Annotated in this window: 12 protein-coding genes; 5 read left to right on the top strand and 7 right to left on the bottom strand. The window is 71.1% G+C overall.

Annotated features, from left to right (window positions below):
- Positions 1 to 99: 99 nt before the first annotated feature.
- On the top strand, positions 100 to 480 hold the full coding sequence (locus Dvina_RS16055) for a DUF2267 domain-containing protein (RefSeq protein ID WP_223103279.1): 381 nt from the start codon (positions 100 to 102) through the stop codon (positions 478 to 480).
- Between the two features lie 16 nt (positions 481 to 496).
- Here the strand turns inward: Dvina_RS16055 and Dvina_RS16050 are convergent, their stop codons facing one another.
- Positions 497 to 2,347, bottom strand: a complete 1,851-nt coding sequence (locus tag Dvina_RS16050; protein ID WP_223103278.1) for a glycoside hydrolase family 15 protein — start codon at positions 2,345 to 2,347, stop codon at positions 497 to 499.
- A 162-nt stretch (positions 2,348 to 2,509) separates the two neighbouring features.
- On the opposite strand from Dvina_RS16050, the gene Dvina_RS16045 reads away from it, so the two are divergent.
- Complete coding sequence (locus tag Dvina_RS16045; protein WP_246656541.1) at positions 2,510 to 4,249, top strand: FAD-dependent oxidoreductase; 1,740 nt, start codon at positions 2,510 to 2,512, stop codon at positions 4,247 to 4,249.
- On the opposite strand, the gene Dvina_RS16040 is transcribed toward Dvina_RS16045, so the two are convergent.
- The 4 genes from Dvina_RS16040 to Dvina_RS16025 all read right to left on the bottom strand — a co-directional run bounded on the left by Dvina_RS16040 (position 4,194) and on the right by Dvina_RS16025 (position 7,942).
- Positions 4,194 to 5,027 (bottom strand): class II glutamine amidotransferase, encoded by an 834-nt coding sequence (locus Dvina_RS16040; protein ID WP_223103276.1) that lies wholly within the window; start codon positions 5,025 to 5,027, stop codon positions 4,194 to 4,196. The two genes, Dvina_RS16045 and Dvina_RS16040, sit on opposite strands and share 56 nt — an antisense overlap.
- A 104-nt stretch (positions 5,028 to 5,131) precedes the next feature.
- Positions 5,132 to 6,547: a glutamate decarboxylase gene (gad, locus tag Dvina_RS16035; protein WP_223103275.1), complete on the bottom strand. Its 1,416-nt coding sequence runs from the start codon at positions 6,545 to 6,547 to the stop codon at positions 5,132 to 5,134.
- A gap of 75 nt (positions 6,548 to 6,622) precedes the next feature.
- Entirely contained in the window at positions 6,623 to 7,057 is a 435-nt protein-coding gene (gene trxA, locus Dvina_RS16030; RefSeq protein WP_223103274.1) for a thioredoxin, read from the bottom strand.
- A gap of 33 nt (positions 7,058 to 7,090) precedes the next feature.
- Positions 7,091 to 7,942 carry an aldo/keto reductase gene (locus tag Dvina_RS16025; protein WP_223103273.1) on the bottom strand — a complete coding sequence of 284 codons (852 nt, stop codon included), beginning with the start codon at positions 7,940 to 7,942 and terminating at the stop codon, positions 7,091 to 7,093.
- Positions 7,943 to 8,047: 105 nt separating this feature from the next.
- On the opposite strand from Dvina_RS16025, the gene Dvina_RS16020 reads away from it, so the two are divergent.
- Both Dvina_RS16020 and Dvina_RS16015 read left to right on the top strand, forming a co-directional pair.
- Positions 8,048 to 9,472: an NAD-dependent succinate-semialdehyde dehydrogenase gene (locus Dvina_RS16020; RefSeq protein ID WP_223103272.1), complete on the top strand. Its 1,425-nt coding sequence runs from the start codon at positions 8,048 to 8,050 to the stop codon at positions 9,470 to 9,472.
- A 100-nt stretch (positions 9,473 to 9,572) separates the two neighbouring features.
- Complete coding sequence (locus tag Dvina_RS16015; protein WP_223103271.1) at positions 9,573 to 10,145, top strand: YflT domain-containing protein; 573 nt, start codon at positions 9,573 to 9,575, stop codon at positions 10,143 to 10,145.
- 108 nt (positions 10,146 to 10,253) lie between these two features.
- On the opposite strand, the gene Dvina_RS16010 is transcribed toward Dvina_RS16015, so the two are convergent.
- Both Dvina_RS16010 and Dvina_RS16005 read right to left on the bottom strand, forming a co-directional pair.
- Positions 10,254 to 10,703 (bottom strand): DUF1931 family protein, encoded by a 450-nt coding sequence (locus Dvina_RS16010; RefSeq protein ID WP_223103270.1) that lies wholly within the window; start codon positions 10,701 to 10,703, stop codon positions 10,254 to 10,256.
- Between the two features lie 146 nt (positions 10,704 to 10,849).
- On the bottom strand, positions 10,850 to 11,239 hold the full coding sequence (locus tag Dvina_RS16005; RefSeq protein WP_223103269.1) for a winged helix-turn-helix transcriptional regulator: 390 nt from the start codon (positions 11,237 to 11,239) through the stop codon (positions 10,850 to 10,852).
- Between the two features lie 78 nt (positions 11,240 to 11,317).
- On the opposite strand from Dvina_RS16005, the gene Dvina_RS16000 reads away from it, so the two are divergent.
- Complete coding sequence (locus Dvina_RS16000) at positions 11,318 to 12,184, top strand: oxidoreductase (RefSeq protein WP_223103268.1); 867 nt, start codon at positions 11,318 to 11,320, stop codon at positions 12,182 to 12,184.
- Positions 12,185 to 12,201 lie beyond the last annotated feature (17 nt).

The following is a 12,201-nucleotide window of genomic DNA, read 5'->3' as shown; positions in this document are numbered from 1 at the left end:
GCAACCGTGTCCCATCACCTCGATACTCCGCCCGCGCATCAGCACGGCCGGCTCCACGTCGACGACCTCGACGTCTTCATTGCAGCGAGAGGGACGACGATGGACGAGCGGGCACTCAGCGCAGTGGTGGCGGACCGGGCCGTTCTGGCCAAGGAAGAGGCCGCGGACCTCATCCGCGCCACGCTGGAGGAGATGGGCAAACAGCTCAGCGGCGGCGAACTCCAGGAGCTCGCGATCAACCTTCCGGAGGATCTGGCCGCCAACCTCCCCCCGCGGCACGACGGCGGGGCGCATCCGGTGCCGCTGCACAATTTCCTCCACGCGCTGGCCCGGCGCACGGGCCTCAAGCAGGAGGAGGTCACCCGCGGAGTCCGGGCGGTGCTGACCACGCTCAGCCAGACGGCCGACGGCACGCACCTGCGGCACGCGCTGTCCCAGCTGCCCGCCGAATACCGCGCGCTGGCCACGACAGCGCCCTGAACGGCGTCACGTCCGGTCAGGAGCACGCCTCGCCGCCGCGGATCACGTGGAAGACCGCGTTGATGAGGGCCAGGTGGGTGAGCGCCTGCGGGAAGTTGCCGAGGTGCCGGCCGCTGTCCGGCTGGATCTGCTCGGCGTAGAGGCCGAGCGGCCCGGCGAACGACAGCAACTTGCAGCACAGCCGCCGGCCGCGTTCCGCCTCGCCGATCTCCACCAACGCGGAGACCAGCCAGAACGAGCACACCGCGAACGTGCCTTCCACGCCCGTGAAACCGTCGTCGGTCGTCTCGGTGCGGTACCGCAGCACGAGGTCGTTGACGGTGAGCTCGTCGGCGATGGCCAGCACTGTCGCCCGGACCCGCGGGTCGTCCGGCGGCAGGAAGCGCACCAGCGGCACCAGCAGCAGCGAGGCGTCGAGGGTGGCGCTGTAGTAGTCCTGCTTGAAGACACCGCGCTCGTCGACGCCGTTGGCCAGGACGTCGGCGTGGACCTCGTCCGCGCACCGCTGCCACCGCTCGGCCCGGTCCCACTCCTCGCGCAGCCGGGCCAGGCGGGCGCCCCGGTCCATCGCCACCCAGCACATGACCTTCGACGACGTGAAATGCCGCGGTTCGCCACGCACCTCCCAGATCCCGCGGTCCGGCTCCCGCCAGTGCTTCACGGCGCTCTCCACCTGGTGCACCAGCACCCCCCACAGCCGGTCCTCGAGCCGGTCGCGGGTCTTGGTGTGCAGGTACACCGAGTCCAGAATCGTGCCCCACACGTCGTGCTGGCGGTGCTGGAACGCGTCGTTGCCGATCCGCACCGGGCGGGCACCACGGTAGCCGTGCAGATGGTCCAGAGTGGACTCGGTGAGGTCGTGCTCCCCGCCGACGCCGTACATGACCTGCAGGTCGATGTACCGGCCGGCGATCTCGGTGATGAACCGGCGGTAGTCGTCGGCCTCCCACTCGAAGCCGAGCGTGTTCAGCGCCCACAGCGCGAACGAGGAGTCGCGGATCCAGCTGTACCGGTAGTCGAAGTTACGCTCGCCGCCGGGGGCCTCGGGCAGGGAGGTCGTGGCCGCGGCGGCGAGGGCGCCGGTCGGCGCGTAGCTCAACCCCTTCAGCGTCAGTGCGCTGCGCTCCAGGTGGGCCCGGAAGGGATGGTCCGGGAAGGCGCCCCGGGCCAGCCAGTGCTGCCAATGGTGGGCGGTCCAGACCAGCCGCCGCTGGGCGTCGTCACAGTCGCGCGGCGGCTCGTGCCCGGTCCACGACAGTGCGCAGAACCGCCGGTCGCCGTCCTTGAGCAACGTCCGGCCGATCGCGCGGCTCGCCTCGAAGCCGATCCGCAGGTCGGTGGTGAGCCGCAGCTGGACGTCGCTGCCCTCGGCGCGGCAGAGGCCCTCGTGGTAGTCCACGCCCGGGTACTCCCAGCGCCCCGGCAGCAGGCCGTAGCCGAAGATCGGCTCGCAGTCCAGGTTGACCTGCACCTCACCGTTGACGCAGCGGATCGTGCGCAGCAACACGTGCTCGGCGTCGTAGTCGGTCGGCGCCCGGCAGTGTGTCGGTGACCGCTCGGCGTCGTGGTGCCAGGGGCCCATGAGCAGCACGTCGCAGACGACGAGCCAGCCGGTCGGCGTGCCCCAGCTGGTCTCCAGCACCATCGTGCCCGGCAGGTACCGGCGCGCGGCCGGCACCATGATGTCCGCGGGCCCCACCCGGAACCCGCCGGCGCCCCGGTCCAGGATCGCGCCGAAGACGCTCGGCGAGTCGAGCCGCGGCAGGCACAGCCACTCCACGTTCCCGCTGGGCGCGACGAGTGCTGTCGTCTCGCAGTCGGACAGGAAACCGTACGACTCGATCGGCGGGAACGACGACGCGCACATCACCCAACGGTTGCCCGGTCCGGGCGGATTCGTACCCTCTCGCCAGGGTGAGGCGGCGCTGGGCATACTTGCCGGTCGCGCGGGTAGGCCAGCACGACGAGCCGCGGTCGGCCCGGCTCGATCGGGCCGCTCGCGCCGCTGACGTAGGGGGTGGACGTGAAGATGCCAACCGAGACGCCGAACCCTGACTGGGCCGACCCGGGCCTGGACGAGGCCCACATCGAGGCGCTCGCCGGGCAGGGGGCACGCCACCGCACGCAGACCGGCGAGGTGCTCATCCGGCAGGGCGAGGAGCATTACGACTTCGTCGTGGTGCTCTCCGGCAAGGCGGTCGACGTCGAGGGGTCCGACGGCGACGAGCGGGTCATCGGCGTGCACGGTCCGGGGCGGTTCCTCGGTGAGCTGAGCCTGATCACCGGCCAGGCGGCCTTCTGCACCTCGCGGGTGGACGAGCCCGGCGACGTGCTCAGGGTGCCGGTCGACCGGCTCAAGGCGGTCATCGTGCAGGATTCCACCCTGGCCGACCTGATCCTGAAGGCGTACCTCACCCGCCGCTCGCTGCTCATCGGCCGCGGCGCCGGACTGCGGATCATCGGCTCCCGCTTCTCGCCCGACAACCGGCGGCTGCGCGAGTTCGCCGCCCGCAACCGCATTCCCCACCATTGGCTCGACCTGGAGCAGGATCAGGAAGCCGAGGCGCTGCTGCGCGGGCTCCAGGTGCGGCCCGAGGACACTCCGATGGTGATCTGCCCGAGCGGGCAGGTGCTGCGCAACCCGAGCAACGCCCAGCTGGCCCGGGCGGTCGGCCTCCCCGCACCCCGGCCCGGTGTCACGGTGTGCGACCTCGCCGTCGTCGGGGCCGGCCCGGCCGGCCTCGCCGCCGCCGTCTACGGCGCCTCGGAGGGGCTGGTGACGGTCACCCTGGACGAGTTCGCCACCGGCGGCCAGGCCGCCCGGTCGTCACGGATCGAGAACTACCCCGGCTTCCCGGCCGGGATCTCCGGCGGGGAACTGGCCGAGCGGGCGGTCGTGCAGGCCGAGAAATTCGGAGCGGCGTTCAATGTGCCGGCCCGGGCGTGCGGGCTGGAGGAACGGGACGGCAACTACGTCATCGCGCTCGACAACGGCGGTGAGGTCACGACCCGGACCGTCCTGATCGCCACCGGCGCCCAGTACCGCAAGCTCGACGTTCCTCGGTTCGAGGAGTTCGAGGCCAGCAGCGTGTACTACGCGGCAACGCTGTCGGAGGCCCTGTTCTGCCACGACGACCCGGTCGCGGTCGTGGGCGGCGGCAACTCGGCCGGCCAGGCGGCACTGTTCCTGTCGAGATACGCCCGGGTCGTGCACCTGCTGGCCCGCCGCGATCTCGGGGAGACCATGTCGCGCTACCTGATCGATCGCATCGAAACGACACCGAGCGTGCAGGTCCACCTGCGCACCGAAGTCCGTGAGCTGCTCGGCGACGACACGCTGGAAGGGCTCGTCGTGCAGGACGTCGGCGCCGGGCAGCGCCGCGAACTTCCCGCCCGCGCGCTGTTCGTCTTCATCGGTGCGGCGCCGTGCACCGGCTGGCTGGCCGGCCGGCTCGTCACGGACCGGGACGGTTTCATCCTCACCGGCCCGGACAGCGACGAGCCCGGCCGGCAAGGACGGCCCCTGCTGCAGACGAGCCTGCCCGGCGTGTTCGCCGCCGGTGACGTGCGCAGCGGGTCGATCAAACGGGTCACCTCGGCCGTGGGTGAGGGCGCCGCGGCAGTACAGCTGGCCTGGAAGCACCTGCAAAGCATCGGCCGCGCGGCCGACGACGGCACAGCCGCCCTCACCCACGCATCGCCGGCCGCCGGCGTCAGCTCGGCGGCTCCGGCCGGAAGGGGCGGATCTCGTCCCGTCCATCCGCGATAACGCTGTACGCCGACTCCGGCATCTCGTTCCAGGCGCCCGGCAGGTCGACCAACGGTTCGGAGACGATCAGCCGGGACTCGTCCGACACCAGCCGGAGCATGGGGATCTCCGGGTGGAGCATGCGCAGGCAGCGCGTCTCGGTGCTGTAGAACAGCGACCTCGACTGATGCCGGGTGGAGTAGCGGAAAGCCCAGACCGTCGAGCCGTCGGACGTGGCGACGGTCATCTGCACCGGGTCCGCGACACCGTGCCGGAGCGCAGCGGCCTCGACGATGCCGACCATCCGGGCCACCGCGCCGGGCGGGTCGTCGCGCAGGCCGAGGGTGAGCGCCAGGACGAACATCAGCTCGGAGTCGGTGGACCCCTCGATCGCGGGGAAGAACTCGGGGCCGACCGCCAGCATGAGATCGCGTCGCAGCGTGGCGAACCGGGCGATGGAGCCGTTGTGCATCCACAGCCACCGCTCGTACCGGAACGGATGGCAGTTGGTCTGCTGGACCGGCGTCCCGGTCGAGGAGCGCACGTGCGCCATGAACAGCGGCGAGCTGACATGGGTGGCCAGCTCCCGGAGGTTGCGGTCGCTCCACGCCGGGCTGACGGACCGCAGCAGCCCGGGGACATCGCCGGCGCCGTACCAGCCGACGCCGAACCCGTCGCCGTTGGTGGTGTCCACGCCGAGGCGGGCGTGGCGACTCTGGTCGATGAGCGAATGGTCCGGCTTGTAGAGCATCTCCTCCAGCAGCAGTGGTGAGCCCGAGTACGCGAGCCATCGGCACATCGCCGCCTCCGCCCGTCATCGTCCATACGGCCTGAGAGTCCGTCCCGGTACCGGCCCGCCTCGGGTCGCCGGCGTGATCCGCACGGCCGGGCCGCCGCTGGTGGTCATCCGCGATCGGGGCCACGGCCGGCGCCGTGCGCGAACGACGCCGACTCCGGTCCGTGGACCGGGCCGGCCTGCCGCTCCAGCCGGCCCAGCGCCCGGCGCAGGTCGCCCAGCAGCAGGTCGGCCAGATCGTGGCTGAACCCGTTGCGCACCACGATACGCAGCACCGCCAGGTCGGTGCGGTGCTCGGGAAACGTGTACGCCGGCACGATCCAGCCGCTCTTACGCAGCTCCAACGAGACGTCGAACACGCTGTACGCAGTGATCTGCTCATGCAGCGCGACCGCCAGCACCGGCAGCTCGCCGCCCCTGGTGAGCAGCCGGAACGGACCCAGTTCGGCGATCCGGCCGGCCAGCGCCTGCGCGACCTCCCGGCTGTAGCGCTGCACCCTGCGGTACCCGTCGAAGCCGAGGCGCAGGAAGTTGTAGTACTGCGCGACGACCTGCGAGCCCGGACGGGAGAACGTGAGCGAAAACGTCGGCATCTCGCCACCCAGGTAGTTCACCCGGAACACCAGGTCCTCCGGCAGTGCGTCGGCGGCGCGCCAGACCACCCAGCCGAGGCCCGGGCTCACCAGGCCGTACTTGTGCCCCGACACGTTGATCGAGGCGACCCTCGGCAGCCGGAAATCCCAGACCAGGTCGGGGTCGCAGAACGGCGCGACCATCCCGCCCGACGCCGCGTCGACATGGACCTGGATGTCCCACCCGGTGCGATCGTGCAGCTCGTCCAAGGCGGCGCAGATGTCTGCGACCGGCTCGTAGCTGCCGTCGAACGTGGAGCCCAGGATCGCCACCAGGCCTATCGTGTTCTCGTCACAGTGCTCCACCGCCGCCGGCCCGGACAGATGGAACCGATCCCCCTCCATCGGTACCAGCCGAGCTTCCACGTCCCAGTAGTCGGCGAACTTCTGCCAGCACACCTGGGTGTTGATGCCCATGACGATGTTCGGCCGCTCGGTCGACAGCCCGGCGGCCCGGCGCGCGTGCTGCCAGCGGCGCTTGAGGGCCAGCCCGCCGAGCATGCAGGCCTCGCTCGAACCGGACGTCGAGCAGCCGGGCGCCTGCCGGGCGTCGGGGGCGTGCCAGAGCCCGGCCAGCATGCGCACGCACCGGTTCTCGAGGTCGGCTGTGCGCGGGTACTCGTCCCGGTCGATCATGTTCTTGATGAGGCTTTCGGTCGCCAGCCGAGTGGCCTCGGGCTCCATCCAGGTGGTGACGAACGTGGCGAGGTTGAGCCGCGGGTTGCCGTCGAGCAGCAACTCGTCGTGGACCAGCTGGTAGGCGACCTGCGGGTCGAGCTCGGCGCGCGGGAAACGGTCCCGCGGAATCCGGACCGGCTCCCTGGTGAACAGCGGATTCACCGAGAGCTCCGGCCGCGGGGCCTCCGTGTCGTACTCCGGGCGTGACGACATGCCTTGACCTCCTGTCCGGCTGCGAGACGACCGCCGGGCGCCCTGCCGCGGACCGGCACCGGGGACGCCGGGTCATCAGTGAATGCTCGTCAGCACCGACCCGGCCCATTCCCGCAGCGCGGTCGCGGGCGCGGCACCGGACCTGCGTGCGAGGACCTTGCCGTCGTGCATGATCAGCAGCGTCGGTACCGCCTTCACGTCGAAGCGCCGGGACACCGCCGCAGCGGCGTCCACGTCGACCTTGACGAGCTTCAGGGTGCCGGCGAACTCCCGGGCGATCTGCTCCAGGGCGGGCGTGACCATGCGGCACGGCCCGCACCAGGTCGCCCACAGGTCGACCACCACCGGGAGGGCCGACTGCTCGACCACCGCGGCGAACGTGGTGTCGGTCGCGTCGGCGATCCACGGCAGGGGCCGATGGCAGTTGCCGCACCGCGGGACGCCGGGGGCAGCCGCAGGGACACGGTTGCGGCGCCCGCAGTGCGAGCAGGTGACGATCCCGCTGCTCATACGCCCGACCTACCCTGAGCCGCAGCGGTCATGTCAGATCACCTCCAACGGCGTCGGGCCGTCCGGCGGCGGGAACGCACGGTCGAGGTCGGCGAAGTCCTCCGTGGTCAGGCGGAGGTCCAGCGAGGCGCGGTTCTCCGCGGTGTGCTCCGGGTAGGCGGCCTTCGGGATCGTCGTGACCCCGTCCTGGCGGAGCACCCACGCCAGGGCCACCTGCGCCGGGGTGGCGCCATGGCGCTCGGCGACGGCCACGACCGCCGGGTGGCGCACCACGGATCCCCGGTGGTCGAACGGCGCGTAGGCCATCACGGTCAGCCCGGAGCGCTGGCACGCCGGCAGCAGATCCCATTCGATGCCACGATGGGCCAGGTTGTACAGCACCTGGTCGGTCTGCACCGAGTTGCCGTCGGGTGCCGCGGAGACCTCCAGCAGGTCGGTGGTGTCGAAGTTGCTGACGCCCCAGAACCGGATCTTGCCCTGCTGCTGCAGGACAGTGAACGCCTCGACGGTCTCCTCGACGGGCACGGGGCCGGGCCAGTGCAGCAGGTACATGTCGATGTGATCGGTCCGCAGCCGGTGCAGGCTGCGGTGGCAGGCCTCGATCGCGCCCACCTGGTCGGCGTGCTCCGGCAGCACCTTCGTCACCAGGAACACTTCGTCGCGGCGGTCGAAGACCGCGTCACCGACGAGCCGTTCGGCGGCACCGCCGCCGTACATCTCGGCGGTGTCGATAAGGGTCATCTCCAGGTCGAGGCCCAGCCGCAGCGCGGTGAGCTCTTCGTCACGGCGCTTCGGGTCCTCGCCCAACCCCCAGGTGCCCTGCCCCAGCACCGGTAGCTGCTCGCCGGCCGGCAGCTCCACCATCCGCATGCTCAACGTCTTCATCGCCGCGCACTACCTCGGGATTCGGTGGGCAAACCTCCGCCGGGTTGAGGCTGCGTTCGCGGGGTAGCAGTGCACGCTTCCAACCGTTGCGCGAGGGAGGAACCCATGTCCACGTCCTCCGCTGTCCGGCACAGCCCGATCGCCACCGTCAACCCCTACAACAACCAGATCGTCCGTGAGTTCCCGCCGATGAGCCCCGAGGCCGTCGACGACGCGGCGCAGCGCGCGCACCGCGCATTCCAGTCCTGGCGCCGGGCCGGCGTCGACGAGCGGGCCGCTGTGCTCGCGCGGGCCGCGCGGCTGCTCCGCGAACGCGGCGAGGAGCTGGCCCAGCTGGCGACGCTGGAGATGGGCAAGCTCATCAGGCACAGCCGCGCCGAGATGGACCTTTCCGCGAGGATCCTGCAGTACTGCGCCGACGAGGGGCCCAGACTGCTCGCCGACGAGCCGCTGGAGCTCGACGGCGGATCGGCCGCCGTCGTCAACGATCCCCTGGGCGTGATAGCAGGCGCCCAGCCATGGAACTTCCCGGTGTACCAGGTGGTGCGGTTCGCCGGACCCAATCTGGTGCTGGGCAACACGATCCTGCTCAAGCACGCGAGCAACACCCCGCAGACGGCGCTCGCCATGGAGCGGCTGTTCGCCGACGCGGGGATACCGCAGGGGGTGTACACCAACCTGCTGATCACCGGCTCCGAGTTCGACCGCGTCGTGGAGCTCGACGTCGTGCGCGGCGCATCGCTGACCGGCAGCGAGCGCGGCGGCGCCAGCGTCGGGGCCGCCGCCGGGCGCAGCACCAAGAAGAGCGTCCTGGAACTGGGCGGCAGCGATCCGTTCATCGTCCTCGACGGCGACAACCTCGGGCACACCGTCGACGCGGCCATGGCGGGGCGCATGCACAACATGGGGCAGAGCTGCGTGAGCGCCAAGCGGATGATCGTGCTGTCCGGCGCGTACGAGGGGTTCGTGACCGCCCTGGCCCAGCGGATGCGCGCGCTGCGGCCCGGCGATCCCGCCGACGAGGCCACCACGCTGGCGCCGATGTCCTCGGAGCGGGCCGCCGAGAAGCTGTCGGACCAGGTCCGCGACGCCCTCGACAAGGGCGCCGTCGCCGTCACCGGCGGCGGCCGCATCGATCGCCCCGGCGCGTTCATGCAACCCACCGTCCTCGTCGGTGTCACCCCGGCGATGCGCGCCTATCGCGAGGAACTGTTCGGTCCGGTCGCCGTTGTCCATGAGGTGGACAGCGATGACGACGCGGTCGCGCTGGCCAACGACTCGCCGTACGGCCTCGGCGGCGCCGTGTTCGGCACCGATCTGGAGCGGGCCCGGTCGGTCGCGGACCGGATCGACACCGGCATGGTGTGGATCAACCACCCGACGTCGTCCGAACCGCAACTGCCCTTCGGCGGCATCAAACTGTCCGGCTACGGGCGGGAGCTGTCCTCCATCGGCTTCAAGGAGTTCGCCAACCGGAAGCTGGTCGTCACCATGCCCGCGGACACGCCCATCACCGACGCGCTCGGCTGACCCACGCAGCCCGGCGCCGCCGACGCAGGGGCGGTTAGGCGGCGCCGGCCCGGGTAGAGCCGGCAGTTCGCCCCACGACGCGCCATGACGGGAGCATGACATGACGCACCCGAGCCGCAGCACATTCGGCCTTCACGACAACGAAACCATGCCGCGGGGCCCGTCCGGCACCCGCCCGGCAGCGCGCGACGGCGACACTCCCGAGGGCCGTACCGGCACCGGACCGGCCACCGTCGCCGTCGCCAGCTACGCCGACTACGCAAGCGCACAACGCGCTGTCGACTTCCTCTCCGACAACAACTTCCCGGTCGACCGCGTCCGGATCGTCGGCTCCGACCTGCGGCTGGTCGAGCAGGTACACGGTCGGCTGACGACCGGCCGGGCGGCGCTCGCCGGCGCCGGCACCGGCGCGTGGTTCGGCCTGCTGATCGGCATCCTGCTCGGCGCCTTCGCCGTCGGCGCATGGTGGCGGGTCCTGCTCTTCGCCGTCATCGCCGGCGCCGTCTGGGGCGCCGTCTGGGGCGCGATCGCCCACGCCATGACCAGAGGCGAACGCGACTTCACCTCCACCCCGACCCTGCAGGCCGACCACTACACCGTCATCGTCGACGCCGACGTCGCCGACCAGGCCCGCGAGATGCTCAGCCGGCCGCCGAGCGACCCGCACAGCTGACCGGCAGCCTCGAGCGCCACCGGCTCCGCGACCCGTCGGGCCTCCGCGCTCGTCGATCGACACAGACGAGCGCGGAGCCCGGCCGGGCCTGCCGTCGGTGCATCGCCTTCAGAGCAGAAGGTCGCAGATCCGCAGCGCCCGGTCCCAGTCGTCGGTCTGCGGATTCTTCAGCCGCGGATCCATGACCTTGAAAGTACGCGCGAGTGCGACGCTCAGGCCACCGACGATGTCCGGCAGCCGGCGCTCCGTCTCATCGCCGAGGGCCAGATCCAGCGGCGGCCGGGCCGTGATCGTCTCGAGGATGGGACGCAGCTCGATCTCCTCGTCCAGCCGCCGGAACTCGTGGATGCGCTCCTGCAGGCCCTTCGTCACGGGTATGTCGTGCGGCGCGACGATGTCGCGGCCGTCGGCCTTCGCTCTCGCCTGGGCGATCAGCAGCAGGTCGTACACCTTCTCGTCGACGAAGTCGTCGTAGCGTTTGACGTCACTCTTGTCCACGTCCAGGCTCGCCGCCGCGCGAAAGAAGCGTTCAAACCGATGGATTGCCAGCACCGGCATCTGCGGTACCTCCCGTTCTGTCGAGTCGCCGGTTGCTACCCGCGATCGAGCCGCGCATGTCGGCGAACCAGCGCCGGATGCGCGCCGCCCGCGCGGGCACCGCACCGGGCCGTGCGCCGCTCGCGGGCCGGCCGGCCGCGCAGTGCTCAGCTGTCGTAGACGGCGCGGTTGGTGAAGACGTCGTCCATGTGCTCCTGGGCCCAGAGCTTCAGCGTGCGCATGGTGGCGTGCAGGGACAGGCCCAGATCGGTCAGCTCGTAGGTGACGGTGACCGGGACGGTGGGCGTGACCGTGCGGGAGATCAGACCGTCGCGTTCCAGGGCGCGCAGGGTCTGGGTGAGCATCTTCTGGCTCACGCCGGCCAGCAGGCGCGACAGCTCCGAGTAGCGCATCGGGCCGGGCGAGCCGGTGCACTGCGGGCCACTGCCCAGGGCGGCGAGGATCAGCGCCACCCACTTGCCGGAGATGCGCTCCAGGAGTTTGTGGCTCGGGCAGACGGACAGGTAGGCGTCGTACTCGGCCTTGGTCCGGGTCATGGAGATCCCCCTCGAGGTGCGCTACGCACTTTAAAGTGCGCACTTCCCAATAGGAAGCTACCCCACCAAAGTGGAGCCATGTCGTTCACCTCTCTTCCCGGCGGCACCTGGACGCTGGGCGATCTGACCGTCACACGGTTCGGCTACGGCGCCATGCAGCTCGCCGGGCCCTACGTCATGGGGCCGCCCCACGACCCGGACGGCGCGCGGGCACTGCTGCGCGAAGTCGTCGAGCTCGGTATCACGCACATCGACACCGCTGACGCCTACGGGCCGCACGTCACCAACCGGCTGATCCGGGAGGCGCTGCACCCCTACCCGGCCGGGCTGCACATCGTCACCAAGGTCGGCGCCGGCCGCGACGCACAGGGCGGATGGCCGCCGGCGCGAGACCCGGCAAGCCTGCGGCGGGCCGTGCACGACAACCTCGACCTGCTCAAACTCGACCGGCTCGACCTGGTCAACCTCCGGCTCGGCAACGCGCAGGGGCCGCAGGACGGGTCCCTCGCCGAGGCCTTCGAGACGCTCGCCGAACTGCAGCGCGAAGGCCTCATCCGGCACCTCGGGGTCAGCAACGCCACCGCGGCACAGGTGGCCGAGGCCCGCTCCATCGCACCCATCGTGTGCGTGCAGAACATGTACAACCTCGCGTACCGCCACGACGACGAGCTGATCGACGCGCTCGCCGCGGACGGGATCGCCTACGTGCCGTTCTTCCCGCTCGGCGGGTTCAGCCCGCTGCAGTCCACGGCACTGTCGAGCGTGGCCGACCGGCTCGGCGCGAAGCCGATGGGAGTGGCCCTGGCCTGGCTGCTGCAGCGCTCGCCGAACATCCTGCTCATCCCGGGTACCGCAGCCAGCGAGCACCTCCACGAGAACATCGACGGCGCCGCGACGCAGCTCTCCCCCGACGACCTGACGGAGCTGGACCGGATCGGCCGATAGCCACCGGCGCGATGCGG

The organism is Dactylosporangium vinaceum, assembly GCF_019904175.1.
Lineage (GTDB): Bacteria > Actinomycetota > Actinomycetes > Mycobacteriales > Micromonosporaceae > Dactylosporangium > Dactylosporangium vinaceum.
The sequence above is the reverse complement of the archived record's forward strand: the minus strand, read 5'-3'. Positions and strand labels throughout refer to the sequence as shown.